Here is a 24568-nt window from a genome sequence, read left to right on the forward strand (position 1 = left end):
TTAAGGTTTGTGATTAGCCCCCATAAATAATTCCAGTTTTCCACCCGCAACCAGATCTTTAAAACTGATGAAGTTGCCGTTCAAAACCCTGCCGTTCAACTTAGCCGATTGGATATAAATGTTCTTCGCCGAGTTGTTATAGGTTTTGATCTCGAAGGTTTTGCCTTTATAAAAATTGGGGTCCAAATTGATTTTGATAGAGTTGAAGATCGGGCTGCTCAAATCAATGCGCAGGTCCGGAGATGTGCCGCCATTCATCTCAAAAAGACCCATTGAACTCATCACAAACCAGGAACCCATCTGGCCCTCGTCTTCATCGCCGCCCCAGCCGGTATAAGGCGAGGCATCGTAAAAGGTGCTCAATATTTTGCGGGTGTAATATTGGGTGAGGTAGGGCTTATCGGTATAATTGAAAAGATAAGCCGCCTGCATGGTCACTTCATTACCGTGATTGATATAATACTCTGCAGATTGGCCCCAGGTTCTGTCCAGCGCAGGGGCGGTGAACTGTTGCTTTTCTGATTTTTTAAACCCGTTTTCTAAGCGATCGGTAAATCGTGTTCTATCTACAAATTTTACCAGACCCGGTACATCGTGGGGTACGTAAAAAGAGTACTCCCAGGAATTACCTTCCACAAAATGCGCTACCGAAAATAGATCAAAGTTATCGATGAATTTACCATTCTCCTTTTTAGGGATGACGTATTTACTTACCGGGTCAAATACATTTTTCCAGCTGTCAGAGCGTTTGAGAAAGAAATTATAGTCGTCTGTTTTATGGAGAAGCCTGGCCATCTGCGCCACGCACCAATCATCGTAGGCGTAATCGAGTGTTTTTGAAGTGACACCTTTCTCAATAGGTACATAGCCATATTTAGCATATACCGAGATCTGCGGATTGCCGGGATTACCACCGCAAGTAGGCGTGGGCTCAACTTCCACATTCTTTTTCATGGCTGCAAAAGCCACATCGGCATCTTTTTTAACAATGCCTTTTAAATAGGCGCTTTCAATCAGCGCCATCTCATGTGAACCCTCCATAATGCCGGAGTATTCAATCCCGGTAGGGCCTTTGGATAGCCAACCCGTTTTCTCGTACATTTCCAGTTGTGTACCTACTAGTTTTTGCACCGTCTCTGGTGAAGTCAGCGTCCACAACAAATTCAAATTCCAAAAGGTGTTCCAGAACGCATCGCCGCCTATCATGGCTTTGCGGTCGGCCGGCAATTGCTGCACATTCTCACACGCGTCGACGTATTTGCCGTTCACATCGCTCATGGTCATCTTGGCGCTAAAGCAGCGGTAAAAATTGGTGTAGAATTTAACTTTATCCGTTTCAGAATTTCCTTCGACGGTGATGGTCTTGAGGATATTGTTCCAGCTATCGCGATTATGTTTGACTAGTCGATCAAAATCCCAATCAAAACCTTTTAGCTCGGTTTTTAAATTCAATCTGGCTTGGTCTGTGCTTACAAAAGATATCCCTGTTCTAAGGATAACCTGCTCAGCTTTTGCAGTAGGATAGGTGACGTATGCGCCCAGATCCTTACTGCCTTTAACTTCTATATCGCTCTTGATTTCCTGCTGATTGACGTAGCCGTGAAAGCCGCTGAAAGGTCGATTAAACTGCATCACAAAATACAACACATAATCATTAAAGCCTGCGGCAGATGACTTGGCGAAACCTTCAATCTCGGTATTGTTTACCTTGGTAATTTGTGCATCTTTCAAATCCAGGCCATATTCAGACGGCATACTTAACTGAACCATGATACGGTTAGTGCTATCTGCAGGTAAGGTATAGCGTTGTACGCCGGTGCGCTCGGTAGCGGTTAGCTCGGCTTTGATGTGCGAGTCTAACAAATAAACCGAATAATACCCTGGCGAAGCATGTTCCTGATCATGCCTGAAACGCGAATGATAACCGGCGCCCGCTCCCTTAAAAGGTTCGTCGGCACGGCCGGGTTTTAGCGCCAGGTCGCCATTGGTGGGCATAGTTAACAGGCCGGCCATCGTCCAGCCATGAATATGCGTAAAGCCATGAATGCTACCTACAGAATATTCGTAACCGCCCTGCCAAACATCGCCCTGGTTGTCGGGACTTAGTTTTACCATGCCGTTAGGCGCAGTGGCACCAGGAAACAGCATCCAACGGCTATTTGAGGTGCCAATGAAGGGGTTGACGTAGTCGATTGGTTGTTTTTTCTGAGCATAACTAAGACTAGATACTCCAATCAATAAAGCAATATATTTCAGGCAGCGCATAGGTTTATTTTAATGTATAGTTAGCATTTCCATCGCACAAAAACAAAAAACCCGGCACAAGCAGGCCGGGTTTTAATTATGTTGATTGCGACTGTTGGTATTCCAGCGGTTTCAATGCTTTAACAACTTATCTATATCGTCGTTAATACCACTACCGGGGCGTTTACTGTTGTTGTCTACTATCTGGCCGTTAGTATTCAATAAATAATAATGTGGTATACCATTCACGTTATAGGCTTTACAAACCGGATTTTTGGTCCAGCCTTCGGCCAGCAGATTGATACCATGAAGATTTAATTTTTTTAGATTTTCTTTCCATTCAGCTTCGTTCGCGTCTACGCAAATATTGATGAATACCACATCTTTGTCTTTATAAGTTTCGTGTAGTTTAGGCACGTTGTTGGTTATGTCATAAATGCAGGGTCCACAACCTACACCCCAAAAGTCGATATAGACATTTTTACCTCTGAAATTATTTAACGATACTGTTTTACCGTTTTCATCTTTCAAAGTAAAAATTGGCGCGGGACCACCCGGTTTTAGACTTTGAACCTGGGCATAATATTTCTTTAAAGTATCAGCATAATAAGCTGTTTTAATTTGAGGCAAATACTCCTGGTACACCCAAAGGGCATTATCGAATGAGTAATGTTCAAAATCCTGGAAGATAGACCTGGTAATAAACCAATCGCGCATGGAAGTAATGTTGAAGGCTGCCATACCCAAGTGGTAGTCTTTCAGTGCAGGGGCAAATGGCTGAGTTGCATCCTCCATTTGACGTGCATCGCCACTAAAACTAGAAGAGTTGAACGCGTTATTAAACCGCACATAATCAAAAATAAATTTACGGTAGGTATCGCTAACCTTAAAGAACCAGTCATTCTCGTTTTTATAGCGCGGGTATCTGTTATCGCCAACAATATTCATCAAACGGCTATCCGCAGCGGGTTTGTTTTTTAGTTCAAGCCTGTAACTATCTAATATATCAGCGCTGCGCAATAAGTCGGCATAATCAAAGTAAACATCTATGGCATGTTTTGCAGAGGCGTCAGTTATTGGCTTCGCCGAGATTTCTTCTATATCTTGATTATAAGCTTTATTCACCATAGCAAACTTGGCCGAATCTGTTATCGTCCTGTCATACATCTTGCTGCTTAAATCATTACGATTTCTGGTGTGATTTCTGTCCAGTGTAATATACGCTATCAATTCGTCGGCGAGGGCAGAGTTGGTAGTGTGAATCCTCGTGGTTTTTTCTATATCCTTCTGATCCCAGGATACCTCAATAGTGTCTTTACCTATAAAAAGTATAGGAATGTGTTCGTCACCTGGCATCAATGTAACTGTTCTGTAAGACATATCGAGCGGTATTTTGGTGCTAAAGCTGCCGTCGTTATTAATGTTGATAGTACCAGAAAATCCGCCAAAATAATTATCGGCGAAGTAGTCAAGGGTTTTATCTGTATAGTTATCTATGTGGCCTTTTAGTAAGGTGTATTCAACAGGTTTTTGAGACGGTGCTGCAGCAACCGGCATCGTTTTCTTTTTATGTGTTTGGGCCGATATGTTTAGACTATACAGGCAGGCAATAAGAACAATGAAGTTTTTCATGATAAGGTTGTATGCTTGGTTTATGGTTTAAATATACAGGTAGTATAGCGATAAACAAAAAAGTCCCGGGCTAATTACCCGAGACTTTAACAATATTTAACCAGTAGGTATTACACACCCAAATCCTTAATAATATTGTCAATCTTGGCATCCAGTTCAGCATCGGTTTGCTGGTAGGCTTCCTTGCTGGCTAACTTACCATTCACACTGCAATAAAACTTGATCTTAGGCTCTGTACCAGACGGGCGCGCAGAAATAATGCTGCCATCCCCGGTAACAAATTGTAGTACGTCAGACTCCGGCAATTCAATAGCCGAGGTAGTTTTTGACGCGATATCTGTTTCAATCCGTCTTTCGTAATCCTTGACAGTAACCACTTTTGAGCCACCCAAAGTAGCCGGTGGATTAGTGCGGAATTTTTCCATCATGGCCTTGATTTCTTCGGCGCCTGTTTTGCCTTTTTTGGTGATCGATATCAGTTTTTCTTTATAGAAACCATACTCCAGGTACATATCAATCATGGCCTCAAATAAGCTGCTGCCTTTGTCTTTATAAAAAGCGGTCATTTCTGAGATAAACGCTGCCGATACCACCGCATCTTTATCTCTTACCAGTTCGCCAACCAGGTAGCCATAGCTTTCTTCGCCACCGCCAATAAAGGTTTGCTTGCCTTCAAATTGGGTCATCAATTGGCCAATGTATTTAAAGCCGGTAAGCGTGTTGTAATAAGTTACATTTTTTGCTGTCGCGATAGCCTCTATCAGGTTACTGGTAACAATGGTTTTAACGATGTACTCTTTGCCGGTAAGTTTTCCTTTTTCTTCCCACGCGGTAAGCAGGTAGTTAATTAGTAAGCTACCGGTTTGGTTGCCGTTAAGCAGGATAAACTCGTTCTCGGTATTTTTTACGGCGATACCTACGCGGTCGGCATCAGGGTCGGTAGCCAGCACCAGGTCGGCATCAATCTCAGCGGCCTTTTTAAGCGCCAGGGTCAACGCTTCTTTTTCTTCCGGGTTTGGATATACCACGGTAGGGAAGTTGCCGTCAGGCGTTTCTTGTTCTTTAACCACGGTAACGTTCCTGAAACCAAAACTATACAAAGCAGGCGGCACCAAAGTAATACCCGTACCATGAATAGGCGAATAAACAATGCTCAAATCTTTCTGGCGCTCAATAGCATCCGGCGATACCGAAAGCTCAGTGATTTTAGCAATGTATTCGTGATCTATCTCTTCGCCAATAATCTCAAAATTGGTGGCAATGCGCTCAAATTTAATATCGTCTACACTTGCAATAGCCGATACTTCGTCCATCACCGCTTTATCATATGGCGACACAAACTGACCGCCGTCTTCGCCATAAGCTTTATAACCATTATATTCTTTAGGGTTATGCGACGCCGTCAACATTACCCCGCTCTTGCATTTTAAGCGGCGCACCGCGTACGACAGCTCCGGTGTAGGGCGCAGCTCGCGGAAAAAATAAACATGGATACCATTGGCCGAAAAAACATCGGCAGTAATGTTGGCAAACACGTCAGAATTATTACGGCTATCATGCGCTATGGCTACGGCGATCTTTTCGCCGGGGTAGGTCTTCTTTAAAAAATTGGCCAGGCCCTGGGTGGCAGCGCCAATGGTGTATTTGTTGATGCGGTTAGAGCCAACGCCCATAATACCGCGTAAACCGCCGGTACCAAACTCTAGGTCTCGGTAAAATGAGTCGGTTATTTCGGTAGTAGCATTGGTGTCAATAAGGCGCTGAATTTCGGCTTTGGTGTCAGCATCATAGTTTCCGTTAAGCCATGTTAGGGCCTTGCTCAGAACGTTTGGATCTAATTCCTGCATATAATTGGTGTTATATTATTGTTATTAATTATGATAGAAAATGAATGTAATACATTTTTGTTTTACCGAAGGAAATTTAATGTACTCCGGCTTTTTAGGTAACCAAATATAGAAGTTTAAACCTAATCAAATCAAGCCAAATAATAACCAAAATATACACGCTTCAGTTATTTAAAATCTACGCTTATGCTATATTTGAGACGGCTTATGGCCAGCCAATTAAATCTAACAATCAGTTCATGAGATCAATCATCATAGCGCTATACCTTTGCTTTTGCATAACTTTTTTTACCAACGGGCAAACTGTGGCACCTTTTAAACAAGGCGACAGAGTGGTTTTTGTAGGCAACAGCATAACCGACGGCGGGCATTATCACGCTTATATCTGGTTGTATTACATGACGCATTATCCAACACGCCGCATTACCTGCTATAATGCCGGTATAGGGGGCGACGTTATTGGCCAGATAGCCGATAGGTTTGACTATGACGTGCTGTCTAAAAAGCCAACTGTGCTAACCTTAACCTGGGGCATGAACGATAGCGGTTACTTTGAATGGTACCGTAAAGATGCGCAGGATTTTATGGATAAGCGACTGGCGGGCAGCTATGATACTTACGGCAAGCTGGAGGACCGCCTGAAGTCTATGCCCAATATCAGAGCCATCCTGATTGGCGGTTCGCCTTATGATGAAACGACTAAGTTCTCAACAAAAAATTACTATCCGGGCAAAAGCGTTCAACTTGCCAAAATTGTGGCGCATCAGGAAGAATCAGCCAAAAATAATCATTGGGGATATGTCGATTTTTATCACCCTATGGATGCCATCAATAAGCGCGAACAAGTACGTGATACAGCCTTTAGTTTAACACCAAACGATCGGATTCACCCCGACAATAACGGCCACCTGGTAATGGCTTACCTGTTTTTAAAAACGCAGGGCCTGGCTAATAATGTGGTAGCCGATGTCAGCGTTGATGCTGCGACTAAAAAAGTGGAGAGAGCCGTTAACAGCACAGTAACCAAAGTCGCGTTAGCAAATAATGGTATCAGCTTGAATTACCTGGCTAAATCATTGCCTTACCCAATAGATACTTTGCCCCGTGGTTGGGGCAGCCGGTTCCCGCAGTCGGACGCTTTAAAGGTTGTGCCCTTTAATCAAGAGTTTAATCAGGAATTGTTGACCGTTAAGAATCTAAAAGATGGTAAATATGATTTACTGATCGATGGCGAGCGGATGAAAAGCTTTACGTCGGCCGAATTATCATCAGGCATTAACATGGCCGATATCCCGAACACGCCGCAATATCAACAAGCCATACAGATCCGCGAATTAAATGAAGAACGCTGGGATATCGAACGCCGCATCCGTATGTATGTTTGGGTAGAGTACGACTTTTTAAAAGGTAAAGGCCTGCTGCATAATGACAGCAACGCTGCACTGGATTCAGTCAAAAAATATTCTGCCAAAGATATTTTCCTGAATGCCAATAAAGATACCTACAGCCGGGCCCGTTATATTGCGCTACGTGATGCCTGGCAAAAAGAGATGGATGTGTTGATTGATAAAATCTATGCCATCAACAAACCAACGATGCACAGAATCGAGTTGGTGCCGATAGCATCAAAATAATCCGGCTTATTTGTTTTTCTTGGCAAATGGCGATACATCATTACTGGAGGATGTTGTTTTGCCTGATTGATAGTCTGATTTTGATTTTTTAGCGTCAGGATTTGCAAGTTTTCTTTTGTCTTTTTGCATGGTTTTACCTTTCATGATGTTTTTGTTTAATGTAGATTTTTTGTTATCCGCTGATTAGCGGATTTATGCTTATTGTTTTTCTGAAGAAATTAAGCAAAAGACTACCGTCGGCGGGAATGCAAAAAGCAAAAGATAGTGGTGTGCGGTAAAGCTTAAAGGTAGTTAATTAAAACTATATCTAAGAGAGGATTATAATTGTTAGGTATTTTAGCGTGTTGGTTATATAACTTAGGAGTTAGGGTTTGAGCATATGCAGTCGTTCAGCAAGTTATTTAAAATCAATACTTTGTAGTTCAGGCTATCTTTTAATTAAACGCAATGCCATTGTTACGTTAAAACCTGCAAGTATTTCATTTGCAGGCTTTTTTGTTGATTGATTAGCTAAGTCGATTATTATAAACCGTAAAATATTTATATTCACGTTAATTAACTAACAATCTCATTATCAATGAAAAAAATACTAATCATTAACTCGCTGCTATTTGCCGCATTTGTAACTAATGCTCAACAAAAAGCAGATCCAGGCAAATATGCGCAATACATATCGGCAGTCGATGCCCGGAAACATTTAACCATTATAGCTTCTGACGCTTTTGAGGGCCGCGAAACCGGTAAACGCGGCGCGGATATGGCTGCCAATTACATAGCCGGCGAGTTCAAGAAAATGGGCCTTACTGCCCCGGTAAATGGTTCTTACTTTTTAAATGTGCCGTTGGTTGAAAATTCGTTGAATACCGACTTTACAGTAAACGGCAAAAAAATGGCTAAGGCTTATGATTTTTATCTACCCGGATCGCACGCCGATAACGCCATAAAGGCAAATGAAATACTTTTTATAGGCTACGGTACCGATGCAGAGATTGGAAATACTGATCTTGCCGGCAAAGTGTTATTATGGATAAATGAGGATAAACCGCACGAAGGTGTAAAAACAAATACCGGCTTTAGACTTTCAGACGATCGTAAGAAGCTGATTGCTGCAATTAAAAATAAAAAACCAGCTATTATGTTGGCAGCCAATCCTGAATTGCCTGCCGCTTTTAAAGAATTTCGCGCTACCATACTTGGTTCAAGCTTGAGTGTAAAACCTGACAAACCCGAACCTTTGGACGCCTCTATGCCAATGATATTAATAACAGATAAAGTGGCCGATGAATTATTGAAATCTGTCGGTAAAACCTTTGCCGATTTATTAAGCACGGCTGGTGGCGGCGCTAACACTACGCAAATCGTTAAGGCCGATGTACAGATAAACTACCATACCGATATCAAAGATGTAAAGGCTGTTGATGTTGTGGGCTATCTTCCAGGCACTGATTTGAAAAATGAAGTATTGGTGATGTCTGCGCATTATGACCACATTGGGCTTAACGCAGAAGGCCCGGATAAAGTAAATAATGGTGCTGACGATGACGGATCTGGTACAACTGCTGTATTGGAATTGGCGCGTGCATTTAGTCAAGCCAAAAAGGATGGTCATGGCCAGCGCCGCAGCCTGCTGTTTTTAGCTAATGTAGGAGAGGAGAAAGGACTGTTAGGTTCTGAGTATTACGCAAGTCACCCGGTTTTCCCGTTGACCAGTACCATTACCGATTTGAATATTGATATGATAGGCCGCACCGGGTTTGAGTACCAGGGCAAGCCCGATTCTGCTGATTATGTTTATGTGGTTGGGTCTGAAAAGCTGAGTAAAGAACTTAAGCAGGTCAATGTAAAGGCTAATGATACCTATACAAAGCTTAAACTGGATTATAAATACGACGATCCTAACGACCCTGAGCAAATCTACTATCGTTCAGACCATTATAATTTTGCCAAGAACGGCATACCCATTATATTCTTTACCGACGGCCTGCATGCCGATTATCATCAGCCCAGCGACGAAGTGAGCAAGATCAATTTCCCCTTGTTGATAAAACGTACACAACTGGTTTTTTACACCGGCTGGGATTTGGCTAATCGTGATACCCGGCCCGTGGTGGATGGGGTAGTGAAATGACCGTTGAACACTCTTTTTGAAAAACCTACTCGTTTATAAATAAGTAAATTACATGGCAAATTTTGAGTTAGCTTATCAATACGTAATGAGACAACAGGGGATGTATCAGAATTTCTTCGAGAAAGGTGATGTTTCTGGTGATCAAATTCTTTGCTCATTATGTTTTAACGATGAGGGACTGCGCTTGGATTCCACTACAATAGGTATAGATAATACCAGTAAATGCATTAACTGTGGTAAATCAGATGGAAAAAAATTAACTAGACCTCTTGTAAGACATCTATGTTATCGTTTTTTCGTTCGAGGTACTATCGAAAGATTTGAGTTCGGTGGATTTCCATTGATTCAAATGAATGAGTTGCGCTTCAATGATTCAAATATTCACGTATCACCTTGGCTAGAACAAGATGTAAAACTTATTGAACAAGCGGGAGAGATTGGCCTGTTTTATTATGGACCGAGATTGTGGATGCTAGGAGAGATTGAACCGTTAAAATCACTCCAAAAGGAAGAAGAAATAGATTCAATTATTGAAAGGATTTTACAAATTTATCCTGTTCACTTATTAAATGAAAATCATCCGTTCTACCGTATTCGTTTAAATCCAGACATACCCCATGACTCAGCGCAATATGACAGCCCGCCACAAGGTTATGGTGGGAATAATCGCTTTGACGATAACGGCGAAGCTGGTCTATACGCATCTCCTGATTTGGAACTTTGCATCCACGAATGCAGAGCAACTGTAGAGGATGATATGTTTGTCGCCAAATTAGTACCTAAGGCAGAGTTAAAAATGATTAACCTGTCTGCGGTGGTTCGAGAAGAAGGCGTTACCGAATTTACTAGCCTAGACTTAGCTATTCATTTTCTATTTCTTGCTGGAAAACATTCTTATCCCATTTGTAGTAGAATCGCGAAACGTATCAGAGAAGAAGGGTTTGACGGAATCATTTATCCATCTTACTTTAGTTACGCTAGAACAGGTGCGATTCCTTTTGACACAATACAAGGGATGTCAATCCGCCTTTTAGAGCCATTGCAAGATTTTGCACAAGCTCAGAGCGTTCCTAATATTTTCTTATTTGGAAGACCGATCGAAGACAAAAAGGTGTTGGTATATTCAATAAATAAAGTGATAATAAACAGTATTAAGTATGAAACTTCATTTGGACCAGCGTATCACGAAAATATGATCAATAAGAAAAATACCGCCGAAATCGTAGCAAATCGCCGTAAAGAATTAGAAGATAAGGTTTTAAAATCTTTCAACCTACCAACTGATGATAAATAGTAAACTCATCTGAGTTAATGGCAGATCTCGTAACGTTTGGCGATTATTTTACACCGGAAATAATTAATGCATCATAACACAGCTCAGCCCCGCCACCCGGATTCTTTGATTTAAACAACGCTGCTGTTTCTGTTCTGATAGCAGCGACAGTTTCCTCAGTGGCACCCGCCATAGCGGCCACAATAGGAGCGCCAACATCAAGCATTATTTCCCAATATTGGTCGAAAGTTTTATAAGCTGCTTTGTCGGTTATCGTTGCTTCTTCTATATTTTTAAAGCCGGCTTGTTTAAATAGATCCGACATTAAATTTGGCGCGGCACAGCGAAACATGCCAGGAGAACCCGGGGCAGGGGGTGGTATCTCTATATGTTTTTTAATAACGCTCATGATTGTATTTACCCAATCGTTGTGAGCAGGATTACCCCATACCGATACCGCGATGCGTCCACCGGGTTTTAGCACACGGTACATTTCGTTAGCCGCCTGTTGCATATCCGGGAAAAACATAAAGCCCATGCGGCAGCTTATAGCATCAAATGAATCGTCGGAGAAAGGCAATTCGCCTGCATCGGCGGTTAAGGTTTCGTAGTTCGGTAACCCTTTTTCTTTTGCGTTTTGCTGCGCGACTTCAAGCATGCCCTCAGCCAGGTCCGTACCTGTTACTTTGCCTTGTGTAGCCAGCGCGGCAATAGTTAAACCCGGTTCGCCGGTACCTGTGGCAATGTCTAATACATGATCAGTTTCCGTGATAGAAAGCTGTTTGATAATAGCTTCTCCCATTGGGTGTAAAAAGGCCATGTTGAACTCGTCCCACTTTTTCCATCCCGGCGAGAACTTGTTCCAGGATTGCTTTTGTTGTTCGCGGATTTTTTCCAGTTGTGATTCCATGCGATAGCTTATTATAAACTAAGATAGCAGCCGGAGCTGCTATCCAAATATACAGAACTGAGTTGTTTTACTTTAAATAACGATAAGAGCACCAAACTCAATCATCATCATCTTTCTTTTTCTTCTCGAGGATTACGAATGCGCTGCGTTTAGGAGCCGGCATAACGGCGTTTTCCCCTTTTACCGCTTTCCATATTACCTCATTCATATCTCTGTCTGGTACCTTATCTTCATTGGCCAGGTTAAAAAGCTCCGAGCGTTTACTGCTTTGATTGACAGCCACATTGCGGGCATCGATACTAACCTGCGCAGGTATCACTTTAAATGGCGTTAAAACCGGTTTGCTGGTAAAACATTCATAAAATGGTAGCGCGGCAGCATCATATTGGCTCATAGGAGGGAGCCCCAATATTAACTCCATGGTACGCAGCATGCCGGATGTAGAATACATGCTATGTATAACGGCATTGTGCTTAACATACGTACCCACCACATAAGCCGGCGAACGGTGTGCATCAATATGGTCGGGACCTGCCTGAGCATCATCCTCCAAAATAAACACGACAGACTGGTTCCAGATCGGACTTTGAGACAAGTGTTCTACAATGCGGCCCACGGCAAGGTCGTTATCTGCGACAGACGCGATCGGTGCATATTCGCCAATTTTTTGCCCGCTGGTGTGATCCTGGCTAATGCGCAACGTATTGAATTGTGGTATCGCATTAATGGCTTGTAATGAATCAAAATCATGGATCCAGGCATTGGCTCTTACCTGGTCCTTTATTTTCAAATTAAAGCCCGGCGAATGCGGACCCATGTGGCCCTGTAATGATTTGATTTGCGCTTTATTGAATGACCCAAACTCGCCATAGCTGCGGTAAGTTACACCGGCACGCTGGCAATAGTCCCAGATATAACCCTCATTTGCGCCGGTTGCATTGCCACTGTAAGCCGGCCCGCGCGAGCCGTAATTGGTGGGCCATGTTTTTTCAATAATATCGGTAGCATAAGCACCCATGCTCCAGTTATGTCCGTCCTCGCTTACTTCGGCATCTACATAAAAGTTATCGAGCAACACAAATTGTTTAGCTAGTGCATGCTGATTAGGTGTTACATTTTTTCCAAAAATACAAAGCGAAGTATCTCCGTCGCCTTCAGGCATATCGCCTAATACCTGGTCGTAAGTACGATTTTCTTTAATGATGTAAAAAACATATTTAATGGGCGATTTCTCTCCGGCTTTACGCGGGATAGGGTTGCCGGCTTCGCCATCAGCTTGTATCGTTTTTTTGGTATTGAAAGGCGTGTTGGCGTAAACTTGTTTAGTATAAGCTTTCTGCTGATCTGGATTTGGTGCGTCAATAAAAGATAATGCGCCTTTAAACAAGCCGCCAATATACTGGATCATACTGTTGGCGGTCAATCCCACGTGTTCGCCAATGTTATTGTCCTTTAAAAAGGGCTGCGGCCCCAGCGGGTTAGCCATCGAGGTCAAACCTTTTCCGTTAGCTACAATAATTTTGTTACCCAGGGTTTTTACATTGGTAGGATACCAGCCAACAGGTATAAAGCCCTGGCTAAGGCTGTTGCCTGATTTTGAAACATCGAACACAGCAAGGCAGTTGTTGTCGGCATTCGCTATGTATAAGGTTTTTTCATCTGCCGAAAGCGCTAGTCCGTTGGTTGTTGAACCGGGTAGCTTTGTCGGATACAGAACGGTTGATATAGTCTCAGTAAGCTTATTGATTTTAGTGTCAATAACTGATACCGTATTGTCATTAGCATTAGCCACAAAAAGCCGGCTGCCACTTTTGTTCAGCAACAATTCATTAGGGTGGTGACCCGAATAAATAGTGGTGGTTATTTTATTAGTCGATACATTGTAAACAGCTACCTCAGTACCACCCCACAAAGAGATATATAACGTCTTTTCGTCCGGCGATAAAAGGCAATCATAAGCAATAGTGGGTAATTGAACCGTAGTAAGGACTTTTTTAGTGGCCGGTTCAATTACATACAATGAGCTATCGCCTTTGGTGATAGCATATAATCTGGAATTGCTTTTATTGGTAACTAAACCTGTAGGGCAGATGTCATTCTTTGGCCATCGTAAACCCAATCTGATGGTGTCGGCTGTGCCAAGCTTATTTTGTTGTATCGGGAAGTCAAGCAGCCAATTATCATAGCCGCCAGATACATATAAATGTTGTTCGTTATGGCTAAACGCCAGGCCATACCACGATTTAGCCAGTACTTTTTGATCTAATAATTTTTCATTTTTTGGGTCGATTAACTGTACAGATTGCGTGCTCTGCCCATTGTTGGTAACCGCAAGCAGTTTACCGCTGGCGCTCAGCTGCATATTAAGTGGCAGATCGCCCAAAGGCAGTTGCCTGCCTGCAGGGCTTAGTTTCCAGCCATTGGGTAATAACACCTGTTCGCTGTTTCCAATTTTACCGGGCACTTGCGCGCAAGCCCATCCTCCAATAAATATCAAAACTATTATTGGTAAAGGTTTTACCCTAAAAGTGATTTTTGACATAGCCGTATTTTTATCAGGTAAATTTAACAAGCTAATGTTAACTTAATTTAAACAATCGAAGGCGTTAAAGCTGCCATTCCTGGTAGAAACTGCTTTTAACTACTCGTATGCTGTTATATTTTTATCAGGCACTATCTGCATTACATAATCACGTTTAATCGGATTATAGGGCTTCGTATCATTAACTGTAATATAAATATTGCACAGGTTTTTAACGTAATACGTCTGTACATCGCCAATAGAGCCTTCTTTGTTAATATATTGCGATATAGAGTTATTGATGAGGGTGTACTGAGTAATGTCGTTGGTTTCCAACTCGATATATTGCTTTTTGCCATCAGCGCGCATAGTTAGTGTTACAAACGACCCATCAGTTAATTTGAGGCCATAAGCCCGATTTTTGGTTTTTACATTTTTTTGCGTGGTGGTGTAACCCTTTGCTGTTAAAAAGGTATCGGCCTGCGCCAGGTTGTTGTGTAGCAAGAATTTAATATCCTCATAAGAAATTAAGTTTTGCTGGCCAAAACAGAAACCTGCCGAACAGCAGAATAGTAAACTAAATAATAACTTTTTCATAGGTTTAGTTGATAGTGTGATGTGTTTAAAATTACACAAATGTGGATTTTGGCCCAAATTTCTCAGCGTAAAAGTGCTAACTTAGCACACTTGTTACATAGACTATGGCTACAATAAACTTAGAGCGCGTGCACGGCGATTTTGGCTTTGCCGCAAGCGATGAAAACGGACATACCGTTAATATGGATAGCAGCCCCGAAAGTGGCGGCGAGAATTTTGGCGTTCGCCCGATGCAGATGTTGCTGATGGGTTTGGGCGGCTGCTCGGCCATTGATGTTATTACTATTTTGAAGAAACAACGTCAAGACGTGCAAGACTATAAAATGGTAATCAGTGGTGATCGCGAAGCAGGTAAAGAACCATCGCTATGGAAAGAGGTAACCATCGAATTTCATTTGTATGGTGATATCGACCCGGACAAAGCCAGCCGCGCGGTTGAATTGTCTGTAGGTAAATATTGTTCGGTTGCGGCTACTTTAGAGCATGCCGGCGCCGCTATTAAAACGCAGGTGTTTGTACATCCTGCCGTAACACAGTAATAAAATTAATATCTCAATGTCATCTCAATTAGACCCCGTAACCCAGGCTATACGTATCCAGTCTGAGAAAACGCAACATCGCGAACATTCAACGCCTTTGTTTATAACCAGCAGTTTTACTTTTGAAGATGCTGAAAGCATGCGCGCAGCGTTTGCCGGCGAATCTGACGATAATATCTACACGCGTTTCAGCAATCCTAACGTTGACGAGTTTATTGCTAAGATGTGCGCGTTAGAAGGTGCCGAAGCAGGTTTTGCTACCAGCAGCGGTATGGCCGCTATATTCGGGTCGTTTTTTGCATTGCTTCAACAAGGTGATCACTTAATATGCTGTAGCTCTGTGTTTGGCAGTACTTACACTATTGTTACCAAATACTTGCAGCGTTATGGTATAGAGCACACCCTGGTGCCTGCCAATGACGATGCTGCATGGGAAGCCGCTGTAAAGCCTAACACTAAAATGGTTTACCTGGAAACGCCTACTAATCCACAATTAGAAGTTTTGGACCTGGAATGGGCCGGCAAATTCTCCAAGAAACATAATCTTATTTTAAATGTAGATAATTGCTTTGCGACGCCTTTGCTGCAAAGACCAATTGAATACGGCGCAGACTTGGTGGTGCACTCTGCTACCAAGTGGATAGATGGTCAAGGCCGTGTATTAGGCGGTATTGTTCTTGGCCGTGCAGATTTGATCAATGAGATCTATTTGTTCTGCCGCAATACAGGGCCATCGCTGGCACCATTTAACGCCTGGGTATTAAGCAAAAGTTTAGAGACTTTAGATGTACGCATGACCCGTCATTGTGAAAACGCACTTGCGGTAGCTAAAGCCGTACAAGGTAATTCTGCCGTGGCTTGGGTAAAATATCCTTTGCTTGAAGGGCATCCGCAGTTTGAGATCGCCAAAAAGCAAATGAAGATGGGGGGCGGCGTATTTTGCCTGGAACTAAAAGGTGGGGTAGAAGCCGGCCGTAAATTCCTGGATGCTTTGGATCTTTTAACCGTAACCGCCAACCTTGGCGATTCACGCAGTATAGCTTCACATCCTGCCAGTACTACACATTCCAAATTGTCTAGCAATGAGCAATTAGCTGTAGGTATTACACCAGGATTGATCCGTATATCATGTGGGTTAGAAAAAGCTGATGATTTGATAGCTGATATTACTCAGGCTTTAGCCAAAAGCGCTAGCTAATATGATGCTGTAATCTTATCCGTATCATACAAAACTGTATATTTTAAAGGGCGATATTTTAATATCGCCCTTTTTTATTAGCTGTTGTTACACAGTATGTTTAGTTGATTTTGTTCTTGTGGCACCGCAATTGCCTACACATGGTAACATCTGCTCTTTTTTAAGAGCAGGTTTCAACAAAAACAACAACAATTATGAAAACAAATTTAAAAAAGGCTGCCCTTATGGTAACAGGAGTACTGTTAGGCGGTAGTGTATTTGCCCAAACTAATGATGCAGGCAGCGGTGACGCTATCAAGCCATTTTCGGGCGCAGGTGCTTACAATACCTGGTCTATCGGTATTAATGGCGGTTTGCCCTCATTAAATTTATTAACAGGTGGTCATAATGGATTTAACCACTGGCAACCCACAGCCGGTTATGGCTTGTCTATCAGAGATCAGGTTGTTCATTCATTTGGTATATCTCTTGATTACAACGGCGGTATGGTAAAAGGCGACGTTTCCGGCAGCCTTCCATATGTTACTAATAACCTCGGAAATCGTTATACAGCTTTTAGTACCAAGTTTAACCAGGTTAGTTTAAATGGTGTACTTAACGTTGCTACGGTTGACTATCTGCGTCGCAAAAACGCAGTTCAATTTTATTTGAATGGCGGTTTAGGCGTAGTTTATTACACGCCTACCGTTACAGGCTATAACGGTGGCGACTTCCCTACTACAGCGTCTTCATCTTTTAAATCATCTGCTTTGGTTATGCCAATTGGTGGTGGAGTTAAATTCAGATTAAGTGACGCCGTTGCCCTTAACTTTGGCTATACTGAGAACTTTATTGATGCTAACAGTTTTAATGGCGTTAGTCAATATCCTAAAACCAGCCACTATTCTTATGGATATGGAGGTTTAGAGTTCTCATTGGGTGCAAAATCAAAACCTAGTTTGCAGTGGTCTAATCCTATTGTTGGTATTCAAAACGAATACATGACAGAAGAGCGCAGATTGCAAAATCAAATTGACGCACAAAAAGCTGCTAACGACAAGTTAAGAAGCGACCTGGATGCTACAAACGCTAACCTTGCCAAATTCACTACAGATAGTGATGGTGACGGTGTTCCGGATTTCTTTGATAAATGTCCTGGTACGCCGGCAGGTGTTAAGGTTGACGGTGCAGGTTGCCCGCTTCCGGTTGCTGAAGCTCCAAAACCTGATGTTAAAGTCTATGTAACCGAAGAAGATAGAAAAGTTGTAAGAGACGCTATCAAAAACCTGGAGTTTGACTTTGGTAAAGCTACCATCCGTGCACACTCATATGCAAGTTTAGAAAGAGTTGCTAACCTGTTGGTTAACAAAAACTTTAGCTTAAAACTGGCTGGTCATACAGATAACGTTGGCTCAAACGATGCTAACTTAAGATTATCAAAAGACCGTGCAGAGTCTGTTAAATCATTCCTGGTAAGCAAAGGTGCTAATCCATCACGCATTGAAGCTACCGGTTATGGCGAAACTCAACCAATTGCAACCAACAAAACTGCAAAAGGTCGTCAGGCAAACCGTCGTGTTGAATTCACGTTGTTTTAATCTTTAAATAGAAAGTAAACTAAACGAAAAGGCCTCCAAATTGGAGGCCTTTTTTATGGCTTTATAGCTGCTGTTTAGTTATAAACCAACTCTCCAAATTCCGAACGGATAGTTACCTGCTTCTGCTCCGCAGCTTCAACGCGACCAATAATTTGCGCATCAACCCCAAAGCTCTTAGAGATCTGTATCAAATCGCCAGCTATCTCTTGTGGTACATACAGCTCCATACGGTGCCCCATGTTGAATACCTTGTACATCTCCTGCCAGCTGGTTTTAGATTCCTCGTGGATCAGCTTAAACAGCGGTGGAATAGGGAACAGGTTATCTTTAATAATATGCAGCTTATCTACAAAGTGCAGTACCTTGGTTTGCGCACCGCCGCTGCAATGCACCATGCCATGAACCTGGCTGCGGTACTTATCTAATATCTGTTTAATAATAGGCGCGTAGGTGCGTGTAGCAGACAATACCAGCTTGCCGGCACTAACCGTTTCGCCATTACCTATTTCAATCGGGTCGGTTAAGCTCTTGCTTCCTGAAAAGATCAACTCATACGGAATAGCCGCATCATGGCTTTCAGGGTACTTATCTGCTATGCTTTTATTGAAAACGTCGTGGCGGGCAGAAGTTAGTCCGTTCGAACCCATGCCACCGTTGTATTCTTGTTCGTAGTTAGCTTTGCCATATGAGGCCAGGCCTACTATCACGTCGCCGGGTTGGATGCGGTGGTTTGATATCACGTCCTCGCGCTTCATGCGGCAGGTAACAGTCGAGTCGACTATTACGGTGCGTACCAGGTCGCCTACATCGGCGGTTTCGCCACCGGTGCTGTAGATACCTATTCCGGCTTCGCGTAGCTCTGCCAGGATCTCTTCGGTACCATTGATGATGGCAGCAATCACTTCGCCCGGTATCAGGTTCTTGTTACGGCCAATGGTTGATGACAGTAGTATGTTGTCCGTAGCACCCACACAGAGCAAATCGTCCAGGTTCATGATGATAGCATCCTGGGCAATGCCGCGCCATACCGAGATATCGCCGGTCTCTTTCCAATAGGTATAAGCTAATGACGATTTGGTGCCCGCACCGTCGGCATGCATAATGTTGCAGTATTCGGCATCGCCGGTTAGTATATCGGGGATGATCTTACAGAAGGCCTGTGGGAAGATACCTTTGTCTATGTTTTTAATAGCGTTGTGTACGTCGTCTTTCGAGGCCGACACGCCCCGCTGATCATATCTTTGCGAAGAAACCATGGCCCAAATATACGCTTAATGTCGATAATCATTAATATGAGCTGTTGCTTGTTTCACGTGTGTATGTACTAAATGAAACAAGTGAAACAGTATTTTAATGTAAGTATTTGATAATAAGTTTTTTGCAAAATTACAGTGAAACAAAATGAAACACTAAAAATGACTTTTAGGTATTTTTTTGTTTCACTGAAGTGTTATGAAACAGTAAGACGAAATTTAAAAATATCTCATAATTTTATAGGATACTTGTTGGTGATAAAACAAATAACGAAAGCACTTCCCGCCTAAATTGTCATGCTGAGCATAGCGAAGAATCTTTTAAAAGCGATATAAAACGTATAAGATTTAGCTTGTGGTCGGTGTTATCACCGAATTGTTATACGCTCTTGCCGTTGTTGGTGTTATCACCAACAACCAGTGCGTTGCGTTAGCGCAGTACAATCATGGTCATATCGGTAGTTGTTGGTGATAACACCGACAAGGGCGAGAGATATTCCCTGGCCTGTCATTCTGAGCAAAGCGAAGAATCTTATCAAGTCGTATAGGATTCTCCGGCCGTTGTTGGTGTTATCACCAACAACTCGTGCGCTGGGTTAGCGCAGTACAAATCACGGCGTATCGGTACTCATTGGTGGTATCACCAACAAATACCGATATTTTGTAAATTAGCGATATGGCTGATATTAATTTTGATTACCACGCTCAGTTTTTTACAGCGACGATATTAGAATGGAAGCTTTTGTTAAAGCCCGACGTTTTTAAAGACATCATCATTAACAGCTTATTGTTTTTAAAGAACGAGGGAAGTATCGTTGTTTACGGCTTTGTAATAATGCCAAACCATATTCATTTAATTTGGCAGATACAAGATGGGTTCATTAAAGAAAAGATACAATTGCGTTTTTTGAAGTTTACTGGTCAACAATTAAAATTCGAACTAACAAAAATAAATCCTGAACAACTTGAAAACTACCGGGTAAATGCCAAGGATAGAGAATATCAGATTTGGGAACGAAATTCGTTGAGTGTTGATCTGTGGACCGCGGCTGTATTTATCCAAAAGTTGGATTATATTCACAACAACCCAATACAGGAAAAATGGAGGTTAGCGAATTATCCGGAAGATTATAAATATTCGTCAGCTAAGTTTTATGAAACAGGTATAGACGATTTTGGGTTATTAAAACATTATGCCGAGTAATACTTGTTGGTGATAACACCAACAAGGGCGTAGAATCTCTACTGCGGTAAGTAGCCGTAATCTGCACCTTTAAACTCAACAAGTATGTGATCGGGCAATGGTAAATACTTTTCAAAATGATAGTGGAAATTTTCCACGTCGTTCGAGTTGGTAATTATTTCGGTTATCGGTAACGCAATATAATTAGTTGATCCAATGGTTTCTAAATGAAACCGCTCCATCATTACCATTTTTAACTTTAAATGGCGATCTACAGCTTCAGGAGTCATGACGATATTTAGACCGTATCCTTCTGAAGCTGCACTAGAACTTATTAGTGCCAGTACATCTGTATTTAACATTTTTTTATAATACTCTTTGATTGCGAGGTATAAGGCGGTTAGAACATAATAGCTTCTTTCGTCGCTACCTGTCCTGCAAAGACAAGAAAAATACTCATACACTTCTCGAATAAAATCCATGGCCTCGTTTGAATATCCTTTGCTCATATCTAACAAAAAGTTTTCAGTCGCTGATTTCATCTCAGGATTATTGGAAAGATGCACTGGATCGAAGGCGAAGTTAACAGCAATGAACGGTTCTACTATTTTCCATGCACCGATTGTGACATCTTGAATGAGTAATTCTACCCCAGCGCGGTGAAGGTCTTTACAACATTCTAATGCCGCGACTAATCTTGGCTCTGGATATAAGCCCTTATTTGTCGGTATATAGGGTAAACACCCGTAAAACATCGATTGATACCAGACGTTGAATTTGCCAGGTCCTATATGTGCGGTTTCCTTGTTATAGGAAATTCGCTCCTGTGTTGTGAATATTTCGCCTAACTTATTTCTTGCAGCACGAATTACATTCATTCCATACAGTTTGTGAAGCATGATAGGAACGGCGTCGAAGATATGACAAAAAAGGTCATAAGCCTCTTCAAAGTGTTCATTATCAGCTTCTGTACTGACTAACTCCTTTAGTCTTTCAAATTTTTGATAAAACTCTTTTAAGTCTCTGTCTAAATATGAGTCAAGTCCACGTTCTTTAATTTGCTTTAATTGCGCCTCTTTATCAAATATGTTGTCAACGTTTTCCAAGCTCAATATATTTAATCAATTAACTATGAATATTCTTTTTTGTAAAATTAGACTATTTCCTGTTGAAAACGTTATCCAACCAAAAAGCCCCGACCAGCGGGGCTTTTTTTATTTAATAAATAACAATTCTCGGCCGTTGTTGGTGTTATCGCCAACAACCAATCCGTGGGTTGATGTAGTGCAAATCACAACCTATCGTTACTCGTTGGTGATAACACCAACAAGGGCGGAGAAAACATTTAAGATTTAGCTTGTGGTCGGTGTTATCACCGAATTGTTATACGCTCTTGCCGTTGTTGGTGTTATCACCAACAACCAGTGCGTTGCGTCAGCGCAGTACAATCATGGTCATATCGGTAGTTGTTGGTGATAACACCGACAAGGGCGAGAGATATTCCCTGGCCTGTCATTCTGAGCAAAGCGAAGAATCTTATCAAGTCGTATAGGATTCTTCGCTTTGCTCAGAATGACAGATCCTATTTATAGTAAAATGTCCTATAACAAAAAAGCCCCGACCAGCGGGGCTTTTTTTATTTAATAAATAACAATTCTCTAAACTTAGGCAGCGGCCATAACGAATCGTCAACCAATTGCTCCAGTTTATCTACGTGGTAGCGGATAGGCTGGAAGTATGATTTAACCTTTTCATCATAAGTAATGGCTTTTTCGCGCAGGTCCTCAATTTCATTGGCCTTTTTACGTTCGGCAACCATGGCGTCGACATTGGCTTTAATAAAATTGATATGCTCCGCCAGTTTATTAATAATGTCTAACTGCACCTGGTAGGTTGATTTGTCTAAACCAAGATCTTTCAAACCTTTGGCATTTTCAACCAGTTTGCTTTGATAATCAATAGCACAAGGAATGATTACGTTCATCACCAGTTCGCCCATTACGCGGGCTTCAATCTGTAATTTCTTGTAAAAGGCATCTAATAAGATCTCATGACGGGCATGTGCCTCGCGTTTGGTAAAAACAGATGTCTCAGAAAATAAGATCTCCGATTTATCAGAGATAAAGGCATCAAGCGCTTTTGGGGTGGTTTTAAAGTTAGACAGACCTCTTGTCGCGGCTTCTTTTTCCCATTCCTCGCTATAACCATTACCTTCAAAGCGGATGGCTTTTGATTCTTTGATGTAGCGTTTAATCACCATTAATAAGGCAACGTCCTTCTTTTCGCCTTTCTTTAATAGCTTATCTACATCGTATTTGAATTTTTTAAGCTGATCTGCCACAATCAAATTCAAAATAGTCATCGGGCTGGCCGAGTTGGCCGACGAACCTACCGCGCGAAGCTCAAACTTATTACCGGTAAAGGCAAATGGCGAGGTACGGTTACGGTCGGTATTGTCTTTCAGGATCTGCGGGATCTTAGGGATACCCTGCCATAGCAAAGCTTCGTCTTTTACTTTCTTGCTGATGCGTGAAGTTTCAATCTCGTCCAACAGCTCACTTAACTGGCTACCCAGGAAAATAGATATAATAGCAGGAGGGGCCTCATTGGCACCCAAACGGTGGTCATTATTTACTGATGCTATGGATGCTCTTAATAAATCGCCATGCTCATAAACCGCTTTGATGGTGTTTACAAAGAAAGTCAGGAACATCAGGTTGTTCTTAGGCGTTTTACCCGGCGACAATAGGTTTTTACCCGTATTGGTAATCATCGACCAGTTATTATGCTTGCCAGAGCCATTAATGCCTGCATAAGGCTTTTCGTGTAATAACACCTTAAAGTTATGACGCTTGGCTACCCGATCCATCAAATCCATTAATAACTGGTTATGATCTATAGCCAGGTTAATCTCTTCATAAATAGGGGCGCACTCAAACTGCGATGGTGCAACTTCGTTATGGCGTGTCTTTAAAGGTATACCTAATAATAACGACTCGGTTTCCATATCCTGCATAAACGCGTAAACACGTTCAGGGATCGATCCGAAATAATGGTCTTCTAACTGCTGATTTTTGGCAGATTCATGTCCAAATAAGGTGCGGCCGGTCAGGTACAGATCAGGGCGGGCATTAAATAAGGCTATGTCAACCAAAAAATATTCCTGCTCAATACCTAAAGAGGCATTTACCTTTTCAATGCCTTTATCAAAATAGTGGCAAACATCAACCGCGGCTTTATCTAAAGCGCTTACCGCCTTTAATAATGGTACCTTATAATCTAGCGCCTCGCCGGTGTACGATACAAATACGGTTGGTATACATAAGGTACGCGCCATGATAAAGGCCGGAGACGAAGGGTCCCAGGCGGTATAACCACGGGCCTCGAAAGTATTGCGAATGCCGCCACTAGGGAAGCTGGATGCATCAGGCTCTTGTTGCGCCAGTGCATCGCCAGAGAAAACTTCTATCGCACCGCCATCGGCAGTTGGCTCAAAGAAAGAGTCGTGCTTCTCGGCAGTAGTACCGGTTAATGGCTGGAACCAGTGTGTATAATGTGTAGCGCCTTTGCCCAATGCCCATGATTTCATGGCGGTTGCTACCTGTTCTGCCATATCGCGGGGTATTGGTTCGCCTTTTTCAATGGAGTTTATAATACTATTATAGGCTTCTTTTGAAAGAAGCTCTCTCATTTTTTTAATATCGAACACATTTGCCCCGAAATAGTCGGAAATTTTGGTAGATGGCGCTTTAGTTTCAGGAATTGTCCGTGTTAATACAGCCTGAAGAGCTTGAAAACGAATATTAGGCATGATTTGCGTTTTATTTTGATGGTTTAGCTCAAAATTAGAATTATACTTTATAAATAAAGACTAAATCATTAATGAATTAAAAAAGATTACTGTTTTTTCTTGATTTTCTCTTTTGACTGATAATTATTGAAAATTATCGATGAAAAATCGCTGTTTTTATGAAAATTTTGATTTTAAAACGCCGATTTGCACGACTTTTTTAAATTTTAGGTCAAATAAAA

17 protein-coding genes are annotated in these 24568 nt (G+C 42.0%); 7 read left to right on the plus strand and 10 right to left on the minus strand.

Going from position 1 to position 24568, the window contains the following annotated elements:
• The 3 genes from HB679_RS02425 to HB679_RS02435 form a co-directional block, all read right to left on the minus strand.
• The gene (locus HB679_RS02425; RefSeq protein WP_214070340.1) at positions 1-2265 is read right to left on the minus strand and encodes a GH92 family glycosyl hydrolase; all 2265 of its coding nucleotides are present in this window, start codon (positions 2263-2265) and stop codon (positions 1-3) included.
• A gap of 111 nt (positions 2266-2376) precedes the next feature.
• Complete coding sequence (locus HB679_RS02430) at positions 2377-3876, minus strand: TlpA disulfide reductase family protein (protein WP_214070341.1); 1500 nt, start codon at positions 3874-3876, stop codon at positions 2377-2379.
• A gap of 110 nt (positions 3877-3986) precedes the next feature.
• A complete protein-coding gene (locus tag HB679_RS02435) occupies positions 3987-5723 on the minus strand; it encodes a phospho-sugar mutase (RefSeq protein ID WP_214070342.1) in 1737 nt (578 codons plus the stop codon).
• A 239-nt stretch (positions 5724-5962) separates the two neighbouring features.
• On the opposite strand from HB679_RS02435, the gene HB679_RS02440 reads away from it, so the two are divergent.
• On the plus strand, positions 5963-7357 hold the full coding sequence (locus tag HB679_RS02440; RefSeq protein WP_214070343.1) for an SGNH/GDSL hydrolase family protein: 1395 nt from the start codon (positions 5963-5965) through the stop codon (positions 7355-7357).
• A gap of 6 nt (positions 7358-7363) precedes the next feature.
• Here HB679_RS02440 and HB679_RS02445 read toward each other — a convergent pair whose 3' ends face one another.
• The gene (locus HB679_RS02445) at positions 7364-7501 is read right to left on the minus strand and encodes a hypothetical protein (protein ID WP_214070344.1); all 138 of its coding nucleotides are present in this window, start codon (positions 7499-7501) and stop codon (positions 7364-7366) included.
• Positions 7502-7934: 433 nt separating this feature from the next.
• On the opposite strand from HB679_RS02445, the gene HB679_RS02450 reads away from it, so the two are divergent.
• Positions 7935-9485 (plus strand): M28 family peptidase, encoded by a 1551-nt coding sequence (locus HB679_RS02450; protein WP_214070345.1) that lies wholly within the window; start codon positions 7935-7937, stop codon positions 9483-9485.
• Between the two features lie 52 nt (positions 9486-9537).
• Complete coding sequence (locus HB679_RS02455; RefSeq protein ID WP_214070346.1) at positions 9538-10779, plus strand: RES family NAD+ phosphorylase; 1242 nt, start codon at positions 9538-9540, stop codon at positions 10777-10779.
• A gap of 43 nt (positions 10780-10822) precedes the next feature.
• Here the strand turns inward: HB679_RS02455 and HB679_RS02460 are convergent, their stop codons facing one another.
• From HB679_RS02460 to HB679_RS02470, 3 genes are all read right to left on the minus strand, one after another.
• A complete protein-coding gene (locus HB679_RS02460) occupies positions 10823-11668 on the minus strand; it encodes a class I SAM-dependent methyltransferase (RefSeq protein ID WP_214070347.1) in 846 nt (281 codons plus the stop codon).
• A 97-nt stretch (positions 11669-11765) separates the two neighbouring features.
• Positions 11766-14210 carry a bifunctional YncE family protein/alkaline phosphatase family protein gene (locus HB679_RS02465; RefSeq protein ID WP_214070348.1) on the minus strand — a complete coding sequence of 815 codons (2445 nt, stop codon included), beginning with the start codon at positions 14208-14210 and terminating at the stop codon, positions 11766-11768.
• 99 nt (positions 14211-14309) lie between these two features.
• Positions 14310-14786 (minus strand): hypothetical protein, encoded by a 477-nt coding sequence (locus tag HB679_RS02470; protein ID WP_214070349.1) that lies wholly within the window; start codon positions 14784-14786, stop codon positions 14310-14312.
• Positions 14787-14890: 104 nt separating this feature from the next.
• On the opposite strand from HB679_RS02470, the gene HB679_RS02475 reads away from it, so the two are divergent.
• From HB679_RS02475 to HB679_RS02485, 3 genes are all read left to right on the plus strand, one after another.
• Positions 14891-15325, plus strand: coding sequence for an OsmC family protein (locus tag HB679_RS02475; RefSeq protein ID WP_214070350.1), 435 nt, complete (start codon positions 14891-14893; stop codon positions 15323-15325).
• A gap of 16 nt (positions 15326-15341) precedes the next feature.
• Positions 15342-16523: an aminotransferase class I/II-fold pyridoxal phosphate-dependent enzyme gene (locus HB679_RS02480; protein ID WP_214070351.1), complete on the plus strand. Its 1182-nt coding sequence runs from the start codon at positions 15342-15344 to the stop codon at positions 16521-16523.
• A 194-nt stretch (positions 16524-16717) separates the two neighbouring features.
• Positions 16718-18100, plus strand: a complete 1383-nt coding sequence (locus HB679_RS02485; RefSeq protein ID WP_214070352.1) for an OmpA family protein — start codon at positions 16718-16720, stop codon at positions 18098-18100.
• Positions 18101-18174: 74 nt separating this feature from the next.
• Here the strand turns inward: HB679_RS02485 and HB679_RS02490 are convergent, their stop codons facing one another.
• Positions 18175-19356, minus strand: a complete 1182-nt coding sequence (locus HB679_RS02490) for an AIR synthase related protein (RefSeq protein WP_214070353.1) — start codon at positions 19354-19356, stop codon at positions 18175-18177.
• A gap of 673 nt (positions 19357-20029) precedes the next feature.
• Here HB679_RS02490 and HB679_RS02495 point away from each other — a divergent pair.
• On the plus strand, positions 20030-20557 hold the full coding sequence (locus HB679_RS02495) for a transposase (protein ID WP_214070354.1): 528 nt from the start codon (positions 20030-20032) through the stop codon (positions 20555-20557).
• Between the two features lie 38 nt (positions 20558-20595).
• On the opposite strand, the gene HB679_RS02500 is transcribed toward HB679_RS02495, so the two are convergent.
• Positions 20596-21642: a hypothetical protein gene (locus HB679_RS02500; RefSeq protein WP_214070355.1), complete on the minus strand. Its 1047-nt coding sequence runs from the start codon at positions 21640-21642 to the stop codon at positions 20596-20598.
• Positions 21643-22172: 530 nt separating this feature from the next.
• Complete coding sequence (locus tag HB679_RS02505; RefSeq protein WP_214070356.1) at positions 22173-24347, minus strand: glutamine synthetase III; 2175 nt, start codon at positions 24345-24347, stop codon at positions 22173-22175.
• Positions 24348-24568: the final 221 nt, after the last annotated feature.

It is taken from the genome of Mucilaginibacter sp. dw_454 (assembly GCF_018449775.1).
Lineage (GTDB): Bacteria > Bacteroidota > Bacteroidia > Sphingobacteriales > Sphingobacteriaceae > Mucilaginibacter.